This window comes from Streptomyces sp. NPDC053076, assembly GCF_044546845.1.
In the GTDB taxonomy this organism is placed as follows: domain Bacteria; phylum Actinomycetota; class Actinomycetes; order Streptomycetales; family Streptomycetaceae; genus Streptomyces.
Window position 1 is genome coordinate 659,163 of record NZ_JBITZL010000001.1, and the last position, 24,138, is coordinate 683,300.

The 24,138-nt window shown below is 72.4% G+C and carries 23 protein-coding genes; 16 read left to right on the plus strand and 7 right to left on the minus strand.

The genetic code is table 11. The annotated features are described in order from the left end of the window. Positions 1 to 41: 41 nt before the first annotated feature. Positions 42 to 1,682, plus strand: a complete 1,641-nt coding sequence (locus tag ACIGYR_RS02820; RefSeq protein WP_399605382.1) for an ABC-F family ATP-binding cassette domain-containing protein — start codon at positions 42 to 44, stop codon at positions 1,680 to 1,682. A 375-nt stretch (positions 1,683 to 2,057) separates the two neighbouring features. Here ACIGYR_RS02820 and ACIGYR_RS02825 read toward each other — a convergent pair whose 3' ends face one another. The 3 genes from ACIGYR_RS02825 to ACIGYR_RS02835 all read right to left on the minus strand — a co-directional run bounded on the left by ACIGYR_RS02825 (position 2,058) and on the right by ACIGYR_RS02835 (position 5,478). Further along, positions 2,058 to 2,681 (minus strand): DinB family protein, encoded by a 624-nt coding sequence (locus ACIGYR_RS02825; RefSeq protein WP_399605380.1) that lies wholly within the window; start codon positions 2,679 to 2,681, stop codon positions 2,058 to 2,060. 96 nt (positions 2,682 to 2,777) lie between these two features. Further along, positions 2,778 to 5,246, minus strand: coding sequence for a Tex family protein (locus ACIGYR_RS02830; RefSeq protein ID WP_399605378.1), 2,469 nt, complete (start codon positions 5,244 to 5,246; stop codon positions 2,778 to 2,780). 67 nt (positions 5,247 to 5,313) lie between these two features. Beyond that, complete coding sequence (locus ACIGYR_RS02835) at positions 5,314 to 5,478, minus strand: LPFR motif small protein (protein ID WP_399605376.1); 165 nt, start codon at positions 5,476 to 5,478, stop codon at positions 5,314 to 5,316. A 142-nt stretch (positions 5,479 to 5,620) separates the two neighbouring features. Here ACIGYR_RS02835 and ACIGYR_RS02840 point away from each other — a divergent pair, with 142 nt between their 5' ends. Together ACIGYR_RS02840 and ACIGYR_RS02845 are read left to right on the plus strand one after the other, a co-directional pair. Next, positions 5,621 to 6,580, plus strand: coding sequence for a GlxA family transcriptional regulator (locus tag ACIGYR_RS02840; RefSeq protein WP_399605374.1), 960 nt, complete (start codon positions 5,621 to 5,623; stop codon positions 6,578 to 6,580). 32 nt (positions 6,581 to 6,612) lie between these two features. Beyond that, complete coding sequence (locus tag ACIGYR_RS02845; RefSeq protein WP_391842038.1) at positions 6,613 to 7,248, plus strand: DJ-1/PfpI family protein; 636 nt, start codon at positions 6,613 to 6,615, stop codon at positions 7,246 to 7,248. Here ACIGYR_RS02845 and ACIGYR_RS02850 read toward each other — a convergent pair. Continuing rightward, positions 7,235 to 7,990, minus strand: coding sequence for an enoyl-CoA hydratase/isomerase family protein (locus ACIGYR_RS02850; RefSeq protein WP_399605372.1), 756 nt, complete (start codon positions 7,988 to 7,990; stop codon positions 7,235 to 7,237). The genes ACIGYR_RS02845 and ACIGYR_RS02850 overlap by 14 nt on opposite strands. A gap of 236 nt (positions 7,991 to 8,226) precedes the next feature. Between ACIGYR_RS02850 and ACIGYR_RS02855 the strand changes: the two genes are divergently transcribed. Beyond that, entirely contained in the window at positions 8,227 to 8,721 is a 495-nt protein-coding gene (locus ACIGYR_RS02855) for an ATP-binding protein (protein WP_399605731.1), read from the plus strand. A 15-nt stretch (positions 8,722 to 8,736) separates the two neighbouring features. Here ACIGYR_RS02855 and idi read toward each other — a convergent pair whose 3' ends face one another. The 3 genes from idi to galE all read right to left on the minus strand — a co-directional run bounded on the left by idi (position 8,737) and on the right by galE (position 11,671). After that, complete coding sequence (idi, locus tag ACIGYR_RS02860; protein WP_391842041.1) at positions 8,737 to 9,330, minus strand: isopentenyl-diphosphate Delta-isomerase; 594 nt, start codon at positions 9,328 to 9,330, stop codon at positions 8,737 to 8,739. Between the two features lie 175 nt (positions 9,331 to 9,505). Then, positions 9,506 to 10,441 carry a cation diffusion facilitator family transporter gene (locus tag ACIGYR_RS02865; protein ID WP_399605369.1) on the minus strand — a complete coding sequence of 312 codons (936 nt, stop codon included), beginning with the start codon at positions 10,439 to 10,441 and terminating at the stop codon, positions 9,506 to 9,508. Between the two features lie 258 nt (positions 10,442 to 10,699). Beyond that, positions 10,700 to 11,671 carry a UDP-glucose 4-epimerase GalE gene (gene galE / locus ACIGYR_RS02870; protein ID WP_399605367.1) on the minus strand — a complete coding sequence of 324 codons (972 nt, stop codon included), beginning with the start codon at positions 11,669 to 11,671 and terminating at the stop codon, positions 10,700 to 10,702. A 266-nt stretch (positions 11,672 to 11,937) separates the two neighbouring features. On the opposite strand from galE, the gene ACIGYR_RS02875 reads away from it, so the two are divergent. The 12 genes from ACIGYR_RS02875 to ACIGYR_RS02930 all read left to right on the plus strand — a co-directional run bounded on the left by ACIGYR_RS02875 (position 11,938) and on the right by ACIGYR_RS02930 (position 24,035). Next, entirely contained in the window at positions 11,938 to 13,833 is a 1,896-nt protein-coding gene (locus ACIGYR_RS02875; RefSeq protein ID WP_399605365.1) for a DUF5941 domain-containing protein, read from the plus strand. Then, positions 13,830 to 14,582, plus strand: a complete 753-nt coding sequence (locus ACIGYR_RS02880; protein WP_399605363.1) for a sugar phosphate nucleotidyltransferase — start codon at positions 13,830 to 13,832, stop codon at positions 14,580 to 14,582. Before ACIGYR_RS02875 ends, ACIGYR_RS02880 begins: the two co-directional genes overlap by 4 nt. Next, positions 14,570 to 15,631, plus strand: a complete 1,062-nt coding sequence (locus tag ACIGYR_RS02885; protein WP_399605361.1) for an iron-containing alcohol dehydrogenase family protein — start codon at positions 14,570 to 14,572, stop codon at positions 15,629 to 15,631. The genes ACIGYR_RS02880 and ACIGYR_RS02885 overlap by 13 nt, the downstream gene beginning before the upstream one ends. After that, entirely contained in the window at positions 15,609 to 16,394 is a 786-nt protein-coding gene (locus ACIGYR_RS02890; RefSeq protein WP_391842053.1) for a CDP-alcohol phosphatidyltransferase family protein, read from the plus strand. The genes ACIGYR_RS02885 and ACIGYR_RS02890 overlap by 23 nt, the downstream gene beginning before the upstream one ends. Before the next feature lie 8 nt (positions 16,395 to 16,402). Further along, a complete protein-coding gene (locus ACIGYR_RS02895) occupies positions 16,403 to 17,275 on the plus strand; it encodes a glycosyltransferase family 2 protein (RefSeq protein ID WP_391842182.1) in 873 nt (290 codons plus the stop codon). A gap of 102 nt (positions 17,276 to 17,377) precedes the next feature. Next, the gene (locus ACIGYR_RS02900; protein ID WP_399605358.1) at positions 17,378 to 18,307 is read left to right on the plus strand and encodes an ABC transporter permease; all 930 of its coding nucleotides are present in this window, start codon (positions 17,378 to 17,380) and stop codon (positions 18,305 to 18,307) included. Beyond that, entirely contained in the window at positions 18,300 to 19,088 is a 789-nt protein-coding gene (locus tag ACIGYR_RS02905; protein ID WP_391842057.1) for an ABC transporter ATP-binding protein, read from the plus strand. The genes ACIGYR_RS02900 and ACIGYR_RS02905 overlap by 8 nt, the downstream gene beginning before the upstream one ends. A gap of 358 nt (positions 19,089 to 19,446) precedes the next feature. Next, positions 19,447 to 20,343: a squalene synthase HpnC gene (gene hpnC, locus ACIGYR_RS02910; RefSeq protein ID WP_399605356.1), complete on the plus strand. Its 897-nt coding sequence runs from the start codon at positions 19,447 to 19,449 to the stop codon at positions 20,341 to 20,343. Continuing rightward, positions 20,340 to 21,302, plus strand: coding sequence for a presqualene diphosphate synthase HpnD (hpnD, locus tag ACIGYR_RS02915; protein ID WP_399605354.1), 963 nt, complete (start codon positions 20,340 to 20,342; stop codon positions 21,300 to 21,302). The genes hpnC and hpnD overlap by 4 nt, the downstream gene beginning before the upstream one ends. Beyond that, positions 21,302 to 21,430 (plus strand): DUF6380 family protein, encoded by a 129-nt coding sequence (locus ACIGYR_RS02920; RefSeq protein ID WP_391842062.1) that lies wholly within the window; start codon positions 21,302 to 21,304, stop codon positions 21,428 to 21,430. Before hpnD ends, ACIGYR_RS02920 begins: the two co-directional genes overlap by 1 nt. After that, positions 21,427 to 22,902, plus strand: a complete 1,476-nt coding sequence (gene hpnE / locus ACIGYR_RS02925) for a hydroxysqualene dehydroxylase HpnE (protein WP_399605352.1) — start codon at positions 21,427 to 21,429, stop codon at positions 22,900 to 22,902. The genes ACIGYR_RS02920 and hpnE overlap by 4 nt, the downstream gene beginning before the upstream one ends. After that, positions 22,902 to 24,035 (plus strand): polyprenyl synthetase family protein, encoded by a 1,134-nt coding sequence (locus ACIGYR_RS02930; RefSeq protein WP_399605350.1) that lies wholly within the window; start codon positions 22,902 to 22,904, stop codon positions 24,033 to 24,035. Before hpnE ends, ACIGYR_RS02930 begins: the two co-directional genes overlap by 1 nt. The last annotated feature ends 103 nt before the right edge of the window (positions 24,036 to 24,138 follow it).

A 24,138-nucleotide genomic window follows, 5' to 3' on the forward strand; every position in this document is an offset into this window, starting at 1 on the left:
GGCGGAGACGGGCTCGGGCCGCCACTAAAATCGGCCTCCTGATGACTGCCACCCTCGTTGCCAAGAACCTCGCCGCCGGCCACGGCGACCGCTCCCTGTTCTCCGGACTGGACCTGGTCGTCGCGCCCGGCGATGTGATCGGCCTGGTCGGCGCCAACGGCGCGGGCAAGTCGACCCTGCTGCGGATGCTCGCCGGTCTCACACAGCCCGAGCAGGGCGAACTCCGGCTGTCCCCGCCGGCCGCGACCGTCGGTCACCTGCCGCAGGAGCCGGAGCGCCGGCCGGGGGAGACCGTCCGGGGATTCCTGGCCCGCCGCACCGGCGTCGCCGAGGCCCAGCGGGTCATGGACGAGGCCACCCAGGCGCTGGTGGACGGCGCGCCCGGCGCCGACGACGCCTATGCGACCGCCCTGGAGCGCTGGCTGGGACTCGGCGGCGCCGACCTGGAGGAGCGCGCGGACGAGGTCGCCGACTCCCTCGGCCTGGCGGTGGACCTGGACCAGCCGATGACCGCCCTCTCCGGCGGTCAGGCGGCCCGCGCGGGCCTCGCCTCCCTGCTGCTGTCCCGCTACGACGTCTTCCTCCTGGACGAGCCCACCAACGACCTCGATCTGGACGGCCTGGAGCGTCTGGAACGCTTCGTCACCGGACTGCGCGCGGGCACGGTCGTCGTCAGTCACGACCGCGAGTTCCTCACCCGCACGGTCACCCGGGTTCTCGAACTGGACCTCGCCCAGCGGCAGATCAACCTCTACGGCGGCGGCTACGCGGCCTACCTGGAGGAGCGGGAGGTGGCCCGCCGGCACGCCCGCGAGGAGTACGAGGAGTACGCCGACAAGAAGGGCGCTCTCCAGGAGCGCGCGCAGACGCAGCGGGCCTGGATGGACAAGGGCGTGAAGAACGCCCGGCGGAAGGCGGGCAGCGACAACGACAAGATCGGCCGCAAGTTCCGCAGCGAGGCCAGCGAGAAGCAGGCGGCCAAGGCCCGGCAGACCCAGCGCATGATCGAGCGCCTCGATGTCGTCGACGAGCCGCGCAAGGAGTGGGAGCTGCGCATGGAGATCGCGTCCGCGCCGCGTTCGGGCGCGGTCGTGGCGACGCTGCGGGATGCCGAGGTCCGGCGTGGCGACTTCTCCTTCGGCCCGGTGTCGTTGCAGGTCGACTGGGCCGACCGGATCGCGGTGACGGGAGCCAACGGCGCCGGGAAGTCCACCCTGCTCGGCGCTCTGCTGGGCCGGATCCCGCTCGACTCCGGTCACGCGGCCCTGGGTTCCGGTGTCCTGGTCGGCGAGGTCGACCAGGCCCGCAAGCTGTTCCACGGCCCCGAGACCCTGCTCGACGCCTTCTGCACGGCCGTCCCGGACACCGAACCGGCGGAGGTCCGTACCCTGCTGGCCAAGTTCGGCCTGAAGTCGGACCACGTACTGCGCCCCGCCGACTCCCTCTCCCCGGGTGAACGCACCCGCGCGGCGCTGGCCCTGCTCCAGGGCCGCGGCGTCAACCTCCTCGTCCTGGACGAGCCGACGAACCACCTGGACCTGCCGGCCATCGAGCAGCTGGAATCGGCCCTCGACGCCTACGAGGGCACCCTGCTGCTGGTCACCCACGACCGGCGCATGCTGGACGCGGTCCGGGTGACCCGGCGCCTGGAGGTGGCGGACGGCAAGGTGACGGAGCGCTAGTGCTGTGACCGGAAAGGTTCACCGGCTCGCGGCGCCCGGCACGGCACCTCGCCGCGTTGTCGCATCACCCGAGTACATCCAGTACGCGGGTGATGCTCCGCCTTGCGATGCACCGCACCGGACGCCGCGAGCCTTCCGGCAAACCTTTCCGGCCACAGCACCAGCGGCCGATCCCGCCGAGGGCTGGGGAAGCGAGCGTCGGCGGGCCGATCCCCGTGGAGGCCCTGGAGGGCTGGGGAGTGAGCGTCGGCGGGCCGATCCCGCGGACGGTCGGGGGAGAGGGTGCCGGCGGGTTCGATTTCGCGGGGGCGAGGAGCGCCGACGGGCCCGGCACCGCGTCCCGGCGAGGTTCCGGAGCGAGGGCTCCGGCACGGCTTAGGCAGGGCGCTCGGGTGATGTGGGCTCGGACGGTGTGGGTCCGGTCCAGCGGGCGGCGGCCTCCCGTGCCGCCCGCTCGACGCGCCCGACGTGTTCGGGGTCGTGGGGTGCGACGTTGAGTCCGGCCGGCCGCTGACCCACGGATCCGTCGATCAACTCCCGGACGATGTCGGCGTGTCCGGCGTGCCGCTGGGTCTCGGCGATCATGTGCGTGAGGACCCGGTGCAGGGTGATTCCGGTCCCCGGGCCGTCGCCGGGTATCCGGCCGACCGCGTCCAGCGGCAGCTCGGCGATGGTGGCGTCGGCGTGTGCCCAGGCGTCCCGGTACCCGCCGACGAGGTCCTCGCGCGACTCGGCGGCCCGCGCCCACAGATCCGCGTCCGGGTCCGCGTCCCCGGTGAACCACAAGGGCGTCCCGGCGAAGGGCCGGTCGAAGGCCGCCCCGAAGTACAGGGCCTCGGCGCCGGTCAGGTGCTTCACCAGCCCCAGCAGGTTGGTGCCCGTCGGCGTCAACGGCCGGCGGACGTCGTACTCCGACAGGCCCTCCAGCTTCCACAGCAGGACGTCACGGGCGTCCTGGAGATACACCTGAAGGTCTGTCTTGGGATCGGTCACAGTCACGCGGACAACACTCGACGGTGCGCCGGGCCCTGTCCACGGAGATTGCCGCCGGGCGGGTCCGGCCCCCTGCCGTGGCAGGGGGCCGGCCCCCTGTCGTCAGCGCTTCTTCGGGTCCAGCAGCCCCGCGCGGCGCAGCGCGTCCGCCATCGCGCTGTTGGCAGGCGCCGGGGCCGGCCGTCCGCCCCGGTCGCCGCCACGGCCCTGTCGCTGGCCGCCACCGGCCTGACCGCCGCCGCCCTGTCGCTGGCCGCCGCCGGCCTGGCCGCCACCGCCCTGTCGCTGGCCGCCACCCTGTCGTTGGCCGCCGCCCTGCCGCTGCTGGGGCGGACGGGCACCGCCGCCGCGCTGCTGCCGTCCGCCGCCCTGCCCCTGCGGCGCGGCCTCGTCGTCCAGACGCAGGGTCAGGGCGATGCGCTTGCGCGGGATGTCCACGTCCAGGACCTTCACCTTGACGATGTCACCGGGCTTGACGACATCGCGCGGGTCCTTGACGAACGTCTTCGACATCGCCGACACGTGCACCAGGCCGTCCTGGTGGACACCGACGTCCACGAACGCGCCGAAGGCGGCCACGTTGGTGACCACGCCCTCCAGGACCATCCCCGAGGACAGGTCGGAGATCTTCTCCACGCCCTCCTTGAAGGTGGCCGTCCGGAAGGCGGGCCGCGGGTCGCGCCCCGGCTTCTCCAGTTCCTTGAGAATGTCGGTGACGGTCGGCAGACCGAAGGTGTCGTCCACGAAGTCGGCCGGCCGCAGAGAGCGCAGTACGCCCGTGTTGCCGATGAGGGACGCCACCTCCTGGCCCGCGGTCTTCACCATGCGGCGCACCACCGGGTACGCCTCGGGGTGCACGCTGGAGGCGTCCAGCGGGTCGCCGCCGCGGATCCGCAGGAAGCCCGCGCACTGCTCGTACGCCTTCGGGCCGAGCCGCGCCACCTTCTTCAGCTCGGCGCGCGAGGTGAACGGCCCGTTCGCGTCCCGGTGCGCCACGATGTTCTCGGCGAGCCCCGACGAGACGCCGGACACCCGGGACAGCAGCGGCACGGACGCGGTGTTGACGTCCACACCGACGCCGTTCACGCAGTCCTCGACGACCGCGTCCAGCGAGCGCGACAGCTTCACCTCGGACAGGTCGTGCTGGTACTGGCCGACGCCGATCGACTTCGGGTCGATCTTCACCAGCTCGGCCAGCGGGTCCTGCAGACGGCGCGCGATGGAGACCGCGCCCCGCAGCGACACGTCCATGTCCGGCAGCTCCCGCGAGGCGTACTGCGACGCCGAGTACACCGACGCGCCCGCCTCGGACACCATCACCTTGGTGAGCTTCAACTCGGGGTGCTTTTCGATCAGTTCACCGGCGAGCTTGTCGGTCTCGCGGGACGCCGTGCCGTTGCCGATCGCGACCAGCTCGACCGCGTGCTCCTCGGCCAGCCGCGCCAGCTTGGCGAGCGCCTCGTCCCACCTGTTGGCCGGCACGTGCGGGTAGATCACGTCCGTGGCGACCACCTTGCCGGTGGCGTCGACCACCGCGACCTTCACACCCGTACGGAAACCGGGGTCCAGGCCGAGCGTCGAGCGGGTGCCGGCCGGGGCGGCGAGCAGCAGGTCCCGCAGGTTCGCCGCGAACACGTTCACCGCCTCGTCCTCGGCGGCCGTGCGCAGCCGCAGGCGCAGGTCGATGCCGAGGTGGACCAGGATGCGGGTGCGCCAGGCCCAGCGGACCGTGTCCGTCAGCCATTTGTCGGCCGGGCGGCCCCGGTCGGCGACACCGAACCGCGAGGCGACGATGCCCTCGTAGGACGAGGGGCCCTCGGTGGCCTCCTCCGGCTCCAGGACGAGGTCCAGGACCTCCTCCTTCTCGCCGCGCAGCATCGCCAGGATCCGGTGCGAGGGCAGCTCGGTGAACGGCTCGGCGAAGTCGAAGTAGTCGGCGAACTTGGCACCGGCCTCCTCCTTGCCCTCCCGCACCTTCGCGGCGAGCCGTCCGCGCACCCACATGCGCTCGCGCAGTTCGCCGATCAGGTCGGCGTCCTCGGCGAACCGCTCGGTGAGGATCGCCCGCGCGCCGTCCAGCGCGGCCTGGGCATCGGCCACGCCCTTGTCCGCGTCGACGAACGCGGCTGCTGCCGCCGTCGGTTCGGTCGTCGGGTCGCCCAGCAGTCCCTCCGCGAGCGGCTCCAGGCCCGCCTCGCGCGCGATCTGCGCCTTGGTGCGCCGCTTGGGCTTGTAGGGGAGGTAGATGTCCTCCAGGCGCGCCTTGGTCTCGGCGCCGCGGATCCGCGCCTCCAGCTCCTCGGTGAGCTTGCCCTGCTCCCGCACCGACTCCAGGATCGCGGTCCGCCGCTCTTCCAGCTCCCGCAGATAGCGCAGCCGCTCCTCGAGCGTGCGCAGCTGCGCGTCGTCGAGCATCTCGGTCGCTTCTTTGCGGTAGCGAGCGATGAAGGGCACCGTCGAACCGCTGTCGAGCAGCTCCACCGCGGCCTTCACCTGCCGCTCCCGGACGCCGAGCTCCTCGGCGATCCTGCCTTCGATGGACCCTGCTCCGAGGGACCCGGGTGTCGTCACGATGCCGTACCGCCTTATCCACTGAGGTTGCGCGGCAATTGTGGCAGGTGGCACCGGCCACCGGGGATCAGGGCGGTCCCCGGCGGGGCGCCGGGCCCGATGTCAGGCCCGGCTCCCACGCGGAGGACGACGCTCCGCCGAACGGCCGGGCGACCGCCCGGAACGGGAGCGTGACCACCGTGGCGACGGCCCCGCCGATCTGCCGCAGTACGTCTGCGAGGGCACGGAACACGACACCTCTCCTGTCCGCCCGGTCCGGGTGACCGGGTGCGTGGACCGGGTACCTCCGCGCGGCGCCACGGAACCCCCGCATGGCCGAAAAGTTGGGAAAGGCGTCATTGCGGCCATCGCCGGACCCGCGAACAATCGAGGTCATGGCGCAGCGAACCGTCCTCCTCACCGTCTTCGACGGTCTCCAGAGCCTCGATGTCACCGGACCCATGGAAGTCTTCGCCGGTGCCGAGCTGGTGATCCCGGGCTCGTACCGGATCCGCACGGCGTCCGTGGACGGCGGGCCCGTGCGCACCTCCAGCGGGCTGACCCTCGTACCGGACGGATCCCTGGCGGAGGCGGCGGATCCGCACACCCTGCTGGTCCCCGGCGGCGAGGGCACCCGTGACCCGGACCCGCGGCTGGTGGAGTGGCTGCGCGTGCGTGGCCCGCGGGCCACGCGTCTGGTATCGGTCTGCACCGGCGCCGTCCCGCTGGCCCGGGCCGGGCTCCTGGACGGCCGGCGCGTCACCACCCACTGGGCGTACTGCGAGAAGCTCGCCCGGGACCACCCCGCCGTGCACGTCGACCCCGACCCGATCTTCGTCCGGGACGGGCATGTGGCCACCTCCGCCGGGGTCACCGCGGGCATCGACCTCGCCCTGGCGCTGGTGGAGGAGGACCTGGGCCGGGAAGCGGCGCTGGCCGTCGCCCGCCACCTCGTGGTGTTCCTGCGCCGGCCGGGCAATCAGGCCCAGTTCAGCGCCCAGCTGGCCGCCCAGACGGCCCGCCGGGAACCCCTGCGGGACGTCCAGCAGTGGATCACCGAGCACCCGGACGGCGATCTCGGTGTCGAGGCGCTGGCCGCCCGCGCCGCCCTCTCCCCACGCCACTTCGCCCGCGCCTTCCAGGCCGAGACGGGCATGACACCCGGCCGGTACGTCGACCGGGTCCGCCTCGAGCACGCGCGCCGCCTGCTGGAGGACACCGCCGACGGCATCGAGCAGGTGGCCCGGGCCAGCGGTTACGGCACGCCGGAGGCCATGCGCCGCGCCTTCCTGCGCACCCTCGGCACCGCTCCGGCCGAGTACCGCCGCCGTTTCCGCCCCGCCCCCACGACCTGACCCGCCGTACCGACCTCGCGAAAGGGAACACCATGCAGATCGCCATCGTCCTCTACGACCGCTTCACCGCCCTGGACGCCGTCGGGCCCTACGAGACCCTCGGCCGGCTGCCGGACTCCGAGACCGTGTTCATCGCCGAGCGCACCGGTCCGGTCCGTAACGAGACCGGGAACCTGGCGCTCACCGCCGACCGGAGCCTGGCCGACGTACCGTCCCCGGACATCGTGGTCGTGCCGGGCGGGCCCGGCCAGACGCCGCAGATGGACAACCCCGTCCTGCTGGACTGGCTGCGCACGGCCGACGCCACCAGCGCCTGGACCACCTCGGTGTGCACCGGCTCGCTGCTGCTGGCCGCCGCGGGGCTGCTCCAGGGCCGCCGTGCCACCTCGCACTGGCTGGCGCTGGAGCAGCTGCGCGACTTCGGGGCCGAGCCCACGGGGCAGCGGGTGGTCGTGGACGGCAAGTACGTCACCGCCGCGGGCGTGTCGTCCGGCATCGACATGGGCCTCACGCTCCTGGGCACCATCGCCGGCGACGAACACGCCCAGGCCGTCCAGCTGCTGACCGAGTACGACCCGCAGCCTCCGTACGACGCCGGGTCGCCCGAGAAGGCGCCCGCCCACCTCGTCGCGGAGTTCCGCGACGCGAGCCGCTTCAGCCTGTCGTAGGCACGCTCCAGGTGAAGCGCGGCTGCCTGCGCTCCAGGAACGCGGCCACTCCCTCCGCGGTGTCGCCGCTGTCGCGTGCCTGCGCGGTCCAGTAGGCGTCCCGGTCGGTGCGGCCGTCGGCGAACTCCTTGGCGGCGGCCTGGGTGAGACGCGAGCGGGTCACCAGGACCCGGGTCAGCTCCACGACCCGCTTGTCCAGTTCTCCCTCGGGCAGCACCTCGTCCACCAGTCCGGTGCCCAGCGCCCGCCCCGCGTCGATCAACTCAGCCGTGAACAGAAGGTACTTGGCCGTGGACGGGCCGACCAGGGACACCAGCCGGCGGGTGGCGGAGGCCGGATAGACGACGCCGAGCCTCGCCGGTGTCACACCGAACAGCGCCCCCTCCTCCGCCAGGCGCAGATCGCAGGCCGCCGCGAGCTGCGCCCCACCGCCCACGCAGTGTCCGCGCACCGCGGCGACGGTCGGCCCGGGGAAGGCGGCCAGCGCCTCCTCGGCCGCCGCCGCCAGGGACTGCGCCTCCTCCGGTGAGCCCCGGAGCGTGGAGATGTCGGCGCCCGCGCAGAAGGTGCCGCCCGCGCCGGTCAGCACCAGCGCCCGCACGTCCGGATCGCGTGCCAGTCCGTCCAGCAGCGGGGGCAGGGCACGCCACATCGCTGTCGTCATGGCGTTGCGCTTGGCGGGATGACGGATCACCACGGTGGCCACGGAGTCGGTGACCTGGTGGGACAGCTGGGGCTCCATGCGGCGGATCGTAGCCGAGGGCTGTTCACGGCGGCAGACCGAACCCGTACAACCCGACTAGTTCGCGAATCGGCGTCCGAGGAACAGGAAACAGTCCCACCCGGGGCCCGCTCATGCGCAGTCGGTCAGAAACCGTTCGATACCCGCTGACTTGTGTTCAGGTATCCGGGCGGGAGCGCGTCGTTACCAACACTCGACGTGTGGTGACAATCGAGCGCGAGGGTGGCGACCGGACGATGGACAACCACGGGCGCGGGGACGGCCCGCGCCCTGCGGGAGGCGGCGAACGCCCGCCGGATCCACTGCCGTACGAAGGCGTCTGGCGGTTCACCGCAGCGGCGGTGGACGCCTCGGTCCCGCAGGCCCGGCACGCGGTACGGGACCTGCTGCAGCGCCAGGGCGTGCCGGTCTCCGACGACCTGGTGCACGGGCTGCTGCTGATCGTCTCCGAGCTGGTCACCAACGCGGTCCGGCACGCGGCGCTGCTGTCGCCGGTGCTGGCCGTGGAGGTGGCCGTGGGAGCCGAGTGGGTACGGGTGTCCGTCGAGGACAACCACCCCTACCGGCCGACCGCCCTGGAGGCCGACCACGGTCGGACCGGCGGCCGGGGGCTGCTCCTGGTCCGCGAGGTGGCCCGGGAGGCGGGCGGGGTGGTCGACGTGGAGCACACCGCGAGCGGCGGCAAGGTGATCTGGGCCGCCCTGCCGCTCAAGCCCGTGGCGCTTACCTAGCGGGTCCCGGCAGGGTCACCAGCCCGCGGACGGGCCCGTCAGCTCCCTGATCGCCGGGCGGGCCGCGTCCAGCACGGTCATGAACCAGGCCGAGAACGGGTCCTGGGCGTGCCGCTCGGCCAGCTCGGCCGCCGTCACGAAGGCGGCCTGGGCGACCTCCTCCGGGTCCGGCCCGAGCGGCGCCTGCACCAGGCCGACGAACAGGTGGTTGAACTCCTGCTCCACCAGACCGGAGGCGGGGTCAGGGTGGTTGTAACGGACCGTGCCGGCCTCCGCGAGCAGCGACGGCGAGACGCCCAGCTCCTCGTAGGTGCGCCGGGCCGCCGCCGCGAACGGCGCCTCGCCCGGGTAGGGGTGACCACAACAGGTGTTGGACCACACGCCGGGGGAGTGGTACTTGCCGAGCGCCCGCTGCTGGAGCAGCAGCCGGCCCTGCTCGTCGAAGAGGAACACCGAGAACGCCCGGTGCAACTGCCCCGGCGGCTGGTGCGCGGCGAGCTTCTCCGCGGTGCCGATCGTCACGCCCTTCTCGTCGACCAGTTCCAGCAAAATCGCCTCTGCGGTGCCGTTCGACGAGTTGTGCGTCGCGGTGGCAGGTGTGATCGGCATAGCCATCCTTCGCTTCGGTCCTAGCGCCCCAAGTCTGCCGTACGAATCCGGCACTCCCGGCACGTCCGCCTGTCCGCGCGCGGCGCGGCACCGGGAGTCGGGTCCGGTAGATCATCGTGCCCGGGGTCCGCCGCCGGGAACCGTCCGGGGGTGCGCCGAACGGCTGTCCGTACGGTCAGTGGCACAGCCGTGCCTCGTGCTCCGCGTGGCCGCCCGGTTCCAGCTGGAAGGTGCAGTGCTCCACGTCGAAGTGGTGGCCCAGGCAGCCCTGCAACTCGTGCAGCATCTTCTCGTGCCCGATGGCGCTCAGCACCTCGGAGCTGACGACCACGTGCGCGGACAGCACCGGCATGCCCGAGGTGATCGTCCAGGCGTGCAGATCGTGCACGTCCTCCACGCCGTCCAGCGCCAGGATGTGCGTCCGGACCTCCGCCATGTCGACTCCCTTGGGGGCCGCTTCCAGCAGCACGTCCAGCGTCTCGCGCAGCAGCTTCACCGTCCGCGGCACGATCATCAGCCCGATGACCAGCGAGGCGACGGGGTCGGCCGCCTGCCAGCCGGTGGTCAGGATCACCGTCGCCGAGATCAGCACGGCCACCGAGCCCAGCGCGTCCGCGACCACCTCCAGGAAGGCGCCGCGCACGTTCAGGCTCTCCTTCTGCCCGTGCATCAGCAGGACCAGCGAGACGGAGTTCGCGACCAGGCCGACCAGACCGAACACGACCATCAGGCCGCCCCGGGTCCCGGCGGGCTCGACGAACCGCTGCACCGCCTCGTACAGGACGTATCCGCCGACCCCGAGCAGCAGCAGACAGTTGGCCAGGGCAGCGAGGATCTCCGCACGGGCGTAACCGAAGGTGCGGTTGGTGCTCGGCGGGCGGTTGGCGAAGTGGATAGCGAGCAGCGCCATGCCCAGGCCCACCGCGTCGGTCGCCATGTGTGCCGCGTCCGCGATCAGCGCGAGCGAGTCCGCGATCAGACCGCCGATGATCTCGACCACCATGATCATGAGGGTGATGCCGAGCGCGATGCGCAGCCGGCCCCGGTACGCGGCCGTGGCCGTCCCCGGAGTCGGCGCGTGGGAGTGCCCGTGGTCGTGCCCTGCCCCCATGACCGTCCGCCTTCCGTGTGCCTGCCCGGACGCCCAGTCAACTACGGGCGGGGGGTATCAGGCAACGCGGCACTGAACACCGTTGTCATGTGCCCTGACCTGCGGAAACGTTCTGCAGGTCAGGACGGTGCGGGCTTGCCGACCGGGCGGCGCGGGGCGGTGTGCCGGGGGGCGCGGGCCGGATCGCCCGCCGTGGTGCAGCTGTCGGCCCGCCCACGCCGGTTCGCCCGCCCACGCCGGTTCGCCCGCCGTGCCGGTTCATCCGCCGTGGTGCAGCTGCCAGCCCGCCCACGCCGACTCGATCATCTCCCGCACCCCGCGGCGGGCCCGCCAGTCCAGGGTCGCGGCGGCCCGCTCCGCCGAGGCCACCGCGCGCGGCGCGTCCCCCGGGCGGCGGCCCTCCACCAGGGGTGCCCGGCGGTCCCCGGTGACCTCGCCGATGACGGTGATCAGCTCGCGCACCGAGACCCCCTCGCCCCGGCCGATGTTGAGCGTCAGATCGCCGGCGAGATCCCCGGCGGCCAGCCGTCGCGCCGCCGCCACATGGGCCTCCGCGAGATCGGCGACGTGGATGTAGTCCCGGACGCAGGTGCCGTCCGGCGTCGGATGGTCGTCGCCGAAGATCCGCGGGGCCTCGTCGCGGGTGAGCCGGTCGAAGACCATCGGCACGATGTTGAACACACCGGTGTCCGCCAGCTCCGGCGCCGCCGCGCCCGCCACGTTGAAATAGCGCAGGCAGACCGTGGAGATCCCGTGCGCCCGCCCGGCCGCCCGCACCAGCCACTCCCCGGCCAGCTTGGTCTCGCCGTACGGGTTCACCGGGGCGCACGGGGTGTCCTCGGTGATCAGGTCCACGTCCGGGTTGCCGTACACCGCCGCCGACGAGGAGAACAGCAGCCGTCCGACGCCCGCCTCCGCGACCGCGTCCAGCAGCGTGGCCAGTCCGCCCACGTTCTCCCGGTAGTAGCGGGTGGGCCGGGCCACCGACTCCGCGACCTGCTTGCGCGCCGCGAGATGGACCACGCCCGTGACGCCGTACTCCGCGAGGACGCGCTGGAGCAGCGGCCCGTCCAGCGTCGAGCCCCGCACCAGCGGAACGTCCGCCGGGAGCCGCGCCGGTACGGCGGCCGACAGGTCGTCCAGCGCCACGACACGCTCCCCGGCGCCCGCCATGGCCCGTGCCACATGAGCCCCGATGTATCCGGCTCCGCCGGTGATCAGCCACGTCATGGTCGCCCACCCTATGCCGAGCAGCCCCGTGTCCCGGTTGCCCGGGTCTGCCCCATGGGTTTGTGGGCCGGGCCCCGGATCCCCGATGATGATCGCGGCAAAGGCCGGGTCAGCCCCCGTCGGCCGGGCCGTGAACGGCCGGTGAACACGGGCTGTGGCCCATCGGATAGCCTCTGCCGACATGCCGCCCGGGTGCCGCAGGCAGGGGTGCCCCACCACGCAGAAGACCGGCGCCCAGCGCGCCGGCACCCAGGGAGTGAGTTCGGTTGCCGACCGCCATCGTCACCGGTCAGCCGGTCCCCGGATCGTCACTGGAGGGCGATCTGCGGTCCCTCGGCTTCGATGTGCGTGTGGCCGCCGACGCCGCCGAGGCGGAGGCCCAGCTGGCGGCCGTGCCGGCCGACCGGCGCGTGGCCCTGGTCGACGCCCGCTTCGTCGGCCACCCGCACGCGCTGCGCCTCGGGCTGACCGACCCGCGCTTCCCACTCGCCGCCGTCCCGGGAGCCGTCACCGCCCAGCCGGCCGCCCGGCAGCAGCTCACCCGGGCCATGGCCCGCGAGACCACGGCGGGCGAGGCCACGGCGGAGGAGACGTCGGCGGGCGAGGCCACGGCGGGGGAGACCTCGGCGGCCACGACCACTGAGCGCCCGGCCCCGCTCGTGGCGGACGGCGCCCCCGCGCTCGCCGGGGACAGCCTCGCCGATCGCGTCGCCACCGCCCTCGACGCCGACGGCGCCGCGGTGCACCGGCCCGAGCTGGGCAGCCTGGTCGCCGCCGTACCGGCCGACCCGCAGGCCCGTAACGAGGTCCGGCAGGCCGTCGCCGCCGTCGACGACGAGGCCGTACGCCTCAAGTCGGCCGTGAAGTCCCGGGACGGCTTCTTCACCACCTTCTTCATCAGCCCCTACTCGCGCTACCTCGCCCGCTGGTGTGCCCGCCGCGGCCTGACCCCGAACCAGGTCACCACGGCCTCGCTGCTCACCGCGCTCATCGCGGCCGGCTGCGCGGCCACCGGCACCCGCGGCGGCTTCGTCGCGGCCGGCGTGCTGCTGATCGCCTCCTTCGTGCTGGACTGCACCGACGGCCAGCTGGCCCGCTACGCCCTGAAGTACTCCACGCTCGGCGCCTGGCTCGACGCCACCTTCGACCGGGCCAAGGAGTACGCCTACTACGCCGGCCTCGCCCTCGGTGCGGCCCGCGGCGGCGACGACGTGTGGGCCCTCGCCCTCGGCGCGATGATCCTCCAGACCTGCCGGCACGTGGTCGACTTCTCCTTCAACGAGGCCAACCACGACGCCACCGCCAACACCAGCCCCACCGCCGCCCTCTCCGACAAGCTCGACAGCGTCGGCTGGACGGTCTGGCTGCGCCGCATGATCGTCCTGCCGATCGGCGAGCGCTGGGCGTTGATCGCGGTCCTCACCGCGGCCACCACCCCGCGGATCACCTTCTACGTCCTGCTCATCGGCTGCGCCTTCGCCGCGACCTACACCACGGCGGGCCGCGTGCTGCGCTCGGTGACCCGTCGGGCCCGGCGCACCGACCGGGCCGCGCAGGCGCTCGCCGACCTCGCCGACTCGGGTCCGCTCGCGGCGGTGGTCGGGCGCGTGGCCGGGCGCGGCCTGCCCGGTCTCGCCGTGCCCGCCGTCGCCCTGCTCGGCGGCGTCGCGGTCGTCGCCTGTGCGGCGCTGACCGGTTTCGGCGGCGTGCTCCCGGTCGTCGGCGCCCTCGTCTACGTCCTCACCTCGGGCCTCGCCGTGGCCCGCCCGCTCAAGGGCGCCCTCGACTGGCTGGTCCCCCCCTTCTTCCGGGCCGCCGAGTACGGCACCGTGCTCGCCCTGGCCGGTGAAGCGGGGGTGAACGGGGCCCTCCCTGCGGCTTTCGGCCTGGTGGCCGCCGTCGCCTACCATCACTACGACACGGTGTACCGCATCCGCGGTGACGCCGGAGCGCCCCCGGCCTGGCTGGTGCGGGTCATCGGGGGGCATGACGGGCGGACGCTGCTCGTCACCGTGCTGGCCGCGGTGCTCACCGCCTCGCAGTTCAAGATCGCGCTCACGGTCCTGGCCGTGGCCGTGGCCCTGCTGGTGCTCGTCGAGAGCATCCGCTTCTGGGTGTCCGCTGGGGCGCCCGCCGTACACGACGAAGGAGAAACCGCATGATCGGCCTCGTGCTGGCGGCCGGCGCCGGACGGCGTCTGCGCCCCTACACCGACAGCCTGCCCAAGGCGCTGGTGCCGGTGGGGCCCGCGGGCATAGAGGATTCGATCACGGTGCTCGACCTCACCCTCGGCAACTTCGCCGAGATCGGGCTGACCGAGGTCGGGATCATCGTCGGCTACCGCAAGGAGGCCGTGTACGAGCGCAAGGCGGCCCTGGAGCAGAAGTACGGCCTCAAGCTCACCCTGATCGACAACGACAAGGCCGAGGAGTGGAACAACGCCTACTCCCTGTGGTGCGGCCGTGACGCCCTCAAGGACGGCGTGATCCTCGCCAACGGCGACACCGTCCACCCGGTCTCCGTCGAGAAGACCCTGCTCGCCGCCCGCGGCGAGGGCAGGAGGATCATCCTCGCCCTGGACACGGTGAAGAACCTGGCGGACGAGGAGATGAAGGTCGTCGTCGACCCCGAGAAGGGCATGACGAAGATCACCAAGCTGATGGACCCGGCCGAGGCCACCGGCGAGTACATCGGCGTCACCCTGATCGAGGGCGACGCCGCGCCGGAGCTGGCCGACGCGCTGAAGACGGTCTGGGAGACCGACCCGCAGCAGTTCTACGAGCACGGCTACCAGGAGCTGGTGAACCGTGGCTTCCGGATCGACGTGGCGCCGATCGGTGACGTCAAGTGGGTCGAGATCGACAACCACGACGATCTCGCCCGGGGACGGGAGATCGCGTGCCAGTACTGACCCGGCTGATCCCCTCGCCGGTCGTCGTGGACATCCGCCCGGGTGCCCTGGACGACCTGGCGTGCGTGCTCGCCGACGAGCGCATCTCGCAGTCGGGCAAGCTCGCCGTCGCCGTCAGCGGCGGCTCGGGCGCCCGGCTGCGTGAGCGGCTCGCTCCCACATTGCCCGGCGCCACCTGGTTCGAGGTCGGCGGCGGCACCATCGACGACGCGGTCCGGCTGGCGAGCGACATAAAGGCCGGCCGCTACGACGCGGTCGTCGGCCTCGGCGGCGGGAAGATCATCGACTGCGCCAAGTTCGCGGCGGCCCGGGTCGGCCTGCCGCTGGTCGCCGTCGCCACCAACCTCGCGCACGACGGCCTGTGCTCGCCGGTCGCCACCCTCGACAACGACGCCGGCCGCGGCTCGTACGGCGTGCCGAACCCGATCGCGGTGGTCATCGACCTCAACGTGATCCGCGAGGCACCCGTCCGGTTCGTACGCTCCGGCATCGGTGACGCCATCTCCAACATCTCCGCGGTCGCGGACTGGGAGCTGGCCAACCGGGTCAACGGCGAGAAGATCGACGGCCTGGCCGCCGCCATGGCCCGGCAGGCCGGCGAGGCGGTGCTCCGGCACCCGGGCGGAGTCGGCGACGACGGCTTCCTCCAGGTCCTGGCCGAGTCGCTGGTCCTCACCGGCATCGCCATGTCCGTGTCGGGCGACTCCCGCCCGTCCTCCGGTGCCTGCCACGAGATCAACCACGCCTTCGACCTGCTCTACCCCAAGCGTGCCGCCGCCCACGGCGAGCAGTGCGGTCTCGGCGCCGCCTTCGCGATGTACCTGCGCGGCGCCCACGACGAGTCGGCCTACATGGCCGAGGTGCTGCGCCGGCACGGGCTCCCGGTGCTGCCGGAGGAGATCGGCTTCACCTTGGACGAGTTCGTCCGCGCGGTGGAGTTCGCTCCGCAGACCCGGCCCGGCCGCTACACGATCCTCGAACACCTCGACCTCAAGACGAACCAGATCAAGGACACCTACGCCGACTATGTCAAGGCCATCGGTAGCTGAACTCCGTCCGGTCGTCCACCCCGCGGGGGTGAAGGACCGGCGCAGCGGTGAGCACTGGGCGGGACGCCTCTACATGCGCGAGGTGTCCCTGCGCGTCGACCGCTACCTGGTGAACACCGGGGTCACGCCCAACCAGCTCACGTACCTGATGACCGTCTGCGGCGTGCTCGCGGCCCCGGCCCTGCTGGTGCCGGGGATCGCGGGCGCCGTCCTCGGGATCGTCGCCACCCAGCTGTACCTGCTGCTGGACTGCGTCGACGGCGAGATCGCCCGCTGGAAGAAGCAGTACTCGCTCGGCGGGGTCTACCTGGACCGCGTCGGCGCCTACCTCACCGACGCGGCCGTGCTGGTCGGCCTGGGCCTGCGCGCCGCCGACCTGTGGGGCAGCGGCCGTATCGACTGGCTGTGGGCCTTCCTCGGCACCCTCGCCGCGCTCGGCGCCATTCTGATCAAGGCCGAGACCGACCTGGTCGGCGTCGCCCGGCACCAGGCCGGGATGCCGCCGGTGCAGGACGCCGCCGGCGTCGCCGAGCCGCGCTCCCGCAAGATGGCCCTGGCCCGCCGGGCCGCCGCGGCGCTGAAGTTCCACCGGCTGATCCTCGGCATCGAGGCGTCGCTGCTCATCCTCGTCCTCGCGATCGTGGACCAGGCCCGCGGTGACCTGTTCTTCACGCGCCTCGGCACGGCCGTCCTCGCGGGCATCGCCCTGCTCCAGACGCTGCTGCACCTGGTGTCCATCCTCGCCTCCAGCAGGCTCCGGTGAGCGCGGCCATGAAGGTGGGCGTCGTCGTCATCACCATGGGCAACCGGCCGGCCGAGCTGCGCGCCCTGCTCGATTCGGTGGCGAAGCAGGACGGCGACCCGGTCGAGGTCGTCGTCGTCGGCAACGGCTCGCCCGTCCCGGATCTGCCCGACGGCGTGCGGACCATGGAGCTGCCCGAGAACCTGGGCATCCCCGGCGGGCGCAACGTCGGCATAGAGGCGTTCGGACCCAGCGGCCGCGATGTCGACATATTGCTCTTCCTCGACGACGACGGCCTGCTCGCCCGCCACGACACCGCCGAGCTGTGCCGCGCGGCCTTCGCCGCGGACCCCGAGCTCGGCATCATCAGCTTCCGCATCGCCGACCCCGACACCGGCGAGACCCAGCGCCGGCACGTGCCCCGGCTGCGCGCCTCCGACCCGATGCGCTCCTCCCGGGTCACCACCTTCCTCGGTGGCGCCAACGCGGTCCGCACCCGGGTCTTCGCGGAAGTCGGCGGGCTGCCGGACGCATTCTTCTACGCGCACGAGGAAACCGACCTGGCATGGCGGGCCCTCGACGCGGGCTGGATGATCGACTACCGGTCCGACATGGTGCTGTACCACCCGACGACCGCGCCCTCGCGGCACGCGGTCTACCACCGCATGGTCGCCCGCAACCGCGTCTGGCTCGCCCGCCGCAATCTCCCCGCCCCCCTGGTCCCGGTCTACCTCGGGGTCTGGCTGCTGCTCACCCTGCTCCGCCGCCCCTCGCGGCCGGCCCTGCGGGCCTGGTTCGGCGGCTTCCGGGAGGGTTGGACCACGCCGTGCGGCCCCCGCCGTCCCATGCGGTGGCGTACGGTGTGGCGACTCACCCGGCTGGGCCGTCCCCCGGTGATCTGACAAGCTCGACCCGAGAGGTCGCGCCGCCGGACAGCTCAGGAACACGTGACCGCCGACGAGGCGGCGCGCGGCAGACGAACCCGAAGACGAAAGTTTCCACCTGTGAGTGAGACCACGCACGACGCCACGGCCGCGGTGACCGCGGCCCCGTCGCCCGATGCGGGACTGACGGCGGCCGAGCTGGCCGCGAAGTACGGGCTCGCCGTGAGCGGCGCCCGGCCCTCGCTCGTGGAGTACATCCGGCAGCTGTGGGGGCGCCGCCACTTCATCCTCGCCTTCTCGCAGGCGAAGCTGACCGCCCAGTACAGCCAGGCGAAGCTCGGCCAGCTGTGGCAGGTGGCCACGCCCCTGCTGAACGCGGCCGTGTACTTCTTCATCTTCGGGCTGATCCTGCACGCCAGCCGTGGCATGTCCCGGGACGTCTACATCCCGTTCCTGGTCACCGGCGTCTTCGTGTTCACCTTCACCCAGAACTCGGTGATGTCGGGCGTCCGCGCGATCTCCGGCAACCTCGGCCTGGTGCGCGCGCTGCACTTCCCGCGCGCCTCCCTGCCGATCTCGTTCTCGCTCCAGCAGCTCCAGCAGCTGCTCTTCTCGATGATCGTGATGTTCATCGTGGCGGTCGGCTTCGGCAGCTACCCGGGCCCGTCCTGGCTGCTGATCGTGCCGGCGCTGGTGCTGCAGTTCCTCTTCAACACGGGGCTCGCGCTGGTCGTGGCCCGCATGGGCGCCAAGACGCCCGACCTCGCGCAGCTGATGCCGTTCATCCTGCGGACCTGGATGTACACCTCCGGCGTGATGTTCTCCATCAACCACATGCTGGAGGGACATTCCGAGTGGATCGTCCGGATCCTCCAGGCCAACCCGGCCGCGGTCTACATGGACCTGATGCGGTTCGCCCTGATCGACGGCTACGGTGCGTCGAACCTGCCGCCGCACGTGTGGGCCATCGCCCTGTTCTGGGCGGTGGTCGTCTTCGCCGGCGGCTTCGTGTACTTCTGGAAGGCGGAGGAGCGGTACGGCCGTGGCTGAGCAGAACATCCAGGACCCGCGCCCGACGGTCATCGCGGACGAGCTGCACATCGTCTACCGGGTCAATGGCGCCAGGACCGGCAAGGGCAGCGCGACGGCGGCCCTGAGCCGGATACTCAAGCGAGGCTCCGACGACTCGGCGCGGGGCGTGCGCAAGGTGCACGCCGTGCGCGGGGTCTCCTTCGTCGCCTACCGCGGCGAGGCCATCGGCCTGATCGGCTCCAACGGCTCCGGCAAGTCCACCCTGCTGCGCGCCATCGCCGGCCTGCTCCCCGCGGAGAAGGGCAAGGTCTACACCGACGGCCAGCCGTCCCTGCTGGGCGTGAACGCGGCCCTGATGAACGATCTGACGGGGGAGCGGAACGTCATTCTGGGCGGCCTCGCGATGGGCATGTCCCGGGAGCAGATCAAGGAGCGTTACGAGAACATCGTCGACTTCTCCGGCATCAACGAAAAGGGGGATTTCATCACCCTTCCGATGCGGACGTACTCCTCCGGCATGGCGGCCCGGCTGCGGTTCTCCATCGCCGCCGCCAAGGACCATGACGTCCTCATGATCGACGAGGCGCTCGCCACCGGTGACCGCAAGTTCCAGAAGCGTTCCGAGGAGCGGATCCGGGAACTACGCAAAGAGGCCGGAACGGTCTTTCTGGTCAGTCACAACAACAAGTCGATCCGCGACACCTGTAACCGTGTGCTGTGGCTGGAGCGCGGTGAACTGCGTATGGACGGACCCACCGACGAGGTCCTGAAGGAGTACGAGAAGTTCACGAGCAGGTGACCCGTTTCGGCCAAGGCCCCGCCGGAATTGACCGGCGGGGCCTTCGTCTGCAAAGGAAACGTCAACTCGCGCTGCCGCAAGGAATCTTGGAGCCAATCGGTGTGTTGTTGTGATGTGCAGGACACCCCGACGGTCCGCGCTGCGTTGTACAACGTAAGCTGTACCGGCGCCGGAAACCGGCAAGTGGGGCGATAATGCACGCCGCCCTCCGTGAGGGTGCCGCTGTGCATTGCGGGGCGGCGTGTCCGAAATAGTGTGTATTGGGTCGGCAGTGTAGAACGGGAGATGTGACGGCAATGGCGACGGAAACTCCCCAGCTCAGCGCAGCATGTGCCGTCCCCGCGCCGGGCAGCGCCCGATGACGGGCGCCGCCACGGCGCCCGACCTGGAACGCGCCACGCTGGACAAGGCCGCGAGCGAGAACTTCCCCGTGGCCCCCTTTTTCCTGCCCAGGGCCTGGCGCGAGGACCTCGTGGCCGTCTACGGTTTCGCCCGCCTCGTGGACGACATCGGCGACGGCGACCTCGCCCCCGGCGGAGCCGACGCCCGGACGCTCGGCGTGTCGCCCGCCGAGGCGGCCGACCGGCTGGTCCTGCTCGACGCCTTCGAGGCCGATCTGCGCCGCGTCTTCGACGGCACGCCACGCCATCCGCTGCTGCGCCGGCTCCAGGGCACCGTCCACCGCCGCGCCCTCACCCCCGAGCCGTTCCTCGGGCTGATCGCCGCCAACCGCCAGGACCAGCTCGTCACCCGGTACGAGACCTACGACGACCTCCTCGCCTACTGCGAACTGTCCGCCAACCCCGTCGGCCGCCTCGTCCTCGCCGTCACCGGCACCTCCACCCCCGAACGGGTCCGGCTGTCCGACGCCATCTGCACCGCGCTCCAGATCGTGGAGCACCTCCAGGACGTCGCCGAGGACCTCGGCCGCGACCGGATCTATCTCCCCGCCGAGGACATGAAACGTTTCCACGTCCAGGAAACCGACCTCGCGGCGAAAACCGCGGGCGCATCGGTGCGCGCCCTGGTTGCATACGAGGCGCAACGCGCCCGCGGTCTGCTGAATGAAGGCGCCCCCCTGGTGGGTAGCGTCCACGGCAGGCTGAAGCTGCTGCTCGCGGGGTTCGTGGCGGGGGGAAGGGCGGCGATCAGGGCGATCGCCGCCGCCGAATACGACGTACTTCCCGGCCCGCCCAGACCCGGCAAGGTCCAGTTGCTGCGTGAGGCGGGCGTGATCCTGCGAGGAGAGGGGTGATCCGGGCCGTGGATTCTGCGCCGCACGTGTCCGCACCGGTACTCGCCGCCTACAGCTACTGCGAGGCCGTGACCGGGCAGCAGGCCCGTAACTTCGCGTACGGCATCCGGCTGCTGCCGACGGCCAAGCGCCGCGCCATGTCGGCGCTGTACGCGTTCTCCCGGCGCGTGGACGACATCGGCGACGGCGACCTCGCCGCCGACGTCAAGCTGGCGCGGCTGGAGGACACCCGGACGCTGCTCACGCGGGTCCGCGAGGACGCGGTCGAGGAGGACGACACCGACCCGGTGGCCGTCGCCCTCAGCCACGCCGCGCGGGCCTTCCCGATCCCGCTCGGCGGCCTCGACGAGCTGATCGACGGCGTGCAGATGGACGTACGCGGGGAGACCTACGAGACCTGGGACGAGCTCAAGGTCTACTGCCGGTGTGTCGCCGGTGCCATCGGCCGCCTCTCGCTCGGCGTGTTCGGCACCGAACCGGGTGCGCGCGGCGCCGAGCGCGCCGCCGAGTACGCCGACACGCTGGGCCTCGCGCTCCAGCTCACCAACATCCTCCGTGACGTCCGTGAGGACGCGACGGGCGGCCGTACCTATCTGCCCGCCGACGACCTCGCCAAGTTCGGCTGCTCGGCCGGCTTCCACGCGCCGACCCCGCCGGAGGGATCCGACTTCGCCGGCCTGGTCCACTTCGAAGTACGGCGCGCCCGGGCCCTGTTCGCCGAGGGCTACCGGCTGCTGCCCATGCTCGACCGGCGCAGCGGCGCCTGTGTGGCCGCGATGGCCGGCATCTACCGCCGGCTGCTGGACCGCATCGAGCGCGACCCGGAGGCCGTGCTGCGCGGCCGGGTCTCGCTCCCCGGACACGAGAAGGCATACGTCGCCGTGCGCGGCCTGTCCGGGCTCGACACCCGGAACGTGACCCGCCATGTCTCCCGGCGCTCCGTCAGGAGGCGCGCCTGATGGACCTCACCGGACCAGACGGCACGCGGGAGGCAACCCTCCGCTGCGGCGTGGCGTCCCTGACTGCGACGGCCGGGCGTGCACCGTTCAACCAGCACGCTCGGCACGCACGGAAGGACGCACGATGAGCGACGGCTCACCCCCGGCTCCGGCCCAGGCCGGGAGCCCGCGGACGGCAGGCCGCAGCGCGGTCGTGGTCGGCGGCGGCCTCGCCGGGATCACCGCGGCGCTCGCCCTCGCCGACGCCGGCGTCCGGGTCACCCTGCTCGAAGGCAGACCCAGGCTGGGCGGCCTCGCCTTCTCCTTCCAGCGCGGCGAACTGACCGTCGACAACGGCCAGCACGTGTACCTGCGCTGTTGCACCGCGTACCGCTGGTTCCTCGACCGCATCGAGGGCGCGGCGCTGGCACCGCTGCAGGACCGCCTGGACGTGCCCGTCGTCGACGTCACCAAGCCCGAGGGACGGCGGCTCGGCAGACTGCGGCGCGACCCGCTGCCCGTCCCCCTGCACCTGGGGCGCAGCCTGGCCGCCTACCCGCACCTCTCGCTCGCCGAGCGCGCGGCCGTCGGGCGTGCCGCGCTCGCGCTGAAAGGGCTCGACCTCGCCGATCCGGCCCTGGACGACCAGGACTTCGGCAGCTGGCTGGCCGCGCACGGCCAGTCCGCGCGTGCCGTCGAGGCCCTGTGGGACCTGGTCGGCGTCGCCACCCTCAACGCGGTCGCGGGCGACGCCTCGCTGGGGCTCGCCGCGATGGTGTTCAAAACCGGTCTGCTGTCCGACCCGGGCGCGGCCGACATCGGCTGGGCCCGCGTCCCGCTGGGCGAACTGCACGACCGGCTGGCCCGCAAGGCGCTCGACTCCGCGGGCGTGCGTACCGAGGTCCGTACACGCGTCACCTCCGTCTCTATCAACGAGAACGGCGCCTGGAACGTTCAGGTTCCCGGGGAGACGCTTGTCGCGGACGCCGTCGTCCTCGCCGTACCCCAGCGCGAGGCCCACGAACTGCTGCCGCCCGGTGCCCTCGACGCCCCCGGACGACTGCTGGAGATCGGTACCGCGCCGATCCTCAACGTCCATGTCGTCTACGACCGCAAGGTGCTCGCGCGGCCCTTCTTCGCGGCCCTGGGCACCCCCGTGCAGTGGGTGTTCGACCGCACCCACGCCTCCGGGCTGTCGCGCAGCGGCCCCGAGGCGCCTCCGTCCAAGGGCGATGGCGGGCGACGGGCGGGCCAGTACCTCGCACTGTCCCAGTCGGCCGCCGAGAACGAGATCGACACGCCGGTCGCCGAGCTCCGCGAGCGCTACCTGCCCGAGCTGGAGCGGCTGATCCCCGGTACGCGCGCCGCCGTGGTGCAGGACTTCTTCGTGACCCGGGAGCGCACGGCCACGTTCGCCCCCACCCCCGGCGTCGGGCGGCTGCGGCCCGGCGCCCGCACCAAGGCCCCCGGCCTGTACCTGGCCGGAGCGTGGACCGCCACCGGGTGGCCCGCGACCATGGAGAGTGCGGTCCGCAGCGGAGTGAGTGCGGCCGACGCCGCCCTCAGCGCCCTGGGCCGCCCCCGCCCCCGCCACCTCTTCGAGTTCGAGGAGGCGGCCTGATGCCCGACCGGCAGGCGGCAGGCGCCCGCACCCCCGGTACCGCAACAAGAGGAGAGACTGTGCCCACTGTGCCCCCGGCCGCGACGCCCGCTCGGAGGCCCGCGGTGGACGTGTCCGCGCTCCTGGAGCGCGGCCGGACCCTGGCCACACCGGTGCTGCGCACGGCCGTCGACCGCCTGGCGCCGCCCATGGACACCGTCGCCGCCTACCACTTCGGCTGGATCGACGCAGCCGGCAACCCCGCCGACGGCGACGGCGGCAAGGCCGTGCGCCCCGCACTCGCCGTGCTCTCCGCCGAGGTCACCGGCGCCGCACCCGAGACGGGCGTCCCGGGCGCGGTCGCCGTCGAACTCGTGCACAACTTCTCGCTGCTGCACGACGACCTGATGGACGGTGACGAGCAGCGCCGGCACCGCGACACCGTCTGGAAGGTGCACGGCCCCGCCCAGGCCATCCTGGTCGGCGACGCCCTGTTCGCCCTCGCCAACGAGGTCCTGCTGGAACTCGGCACGGTCGAGGCCGGCCGCGCCACCCGCCGTCTGACCACCGCCACCCGCGCCCTGATCGACGGTCAGGCCCAGGACATCTCCTACGAGCACCGCGACCGCGTCAGCGTCGAGGAGTGCCTGGAGATGGAGGGCAACAAGACCGGTGCCCTGCTCGCCTGCGCCTGCTCCATCGGCGCTGTCCTCGGCGGCGCGGACGACGCCACCGCCGACGCGCTGGAACGGTACGGCTACCATCTCGGCCTCGCCTTCCAGGCCGTGGACGATCTGCTCGGCATCTGGGGCGACCCGGAGGCCACCGGCAAGCAGACCTGGAGCGACCTGCGCCAGCGCAAGAAGTCCCTGCCGGTCGTCGCCGCCCTCGCGGCCGGCGGCCCCGCCTCCGAGCAGCTCGGCGAGATCCTCGCCGCCGACGCCAAGAGCAGCGACTTCGAGAACTTCTCCGAGGAGGAGTTCGCGGCTCGCGCCGCCCTCATCGAGGAGGCCGGCGGCCGGGACTGGACGGCCGAGGAGGCGCGCCGTCAGCACACCATCGCCATCGAAGCCCTCGACGCCGTCGACATGCCCGACCGGGTACGGGACTCCTTCACGGCGCTCGCCGACTTCGTCGTCGTACGGAAGAGATGATCACTATCGGCCCAACACGCCTCGCGTAGTCGCCGGCCGGTGCCGCAGGAGATGCGGGCACCGGCCGACGGCGGACCCACAGCAGCACGACTCGCACGACTGC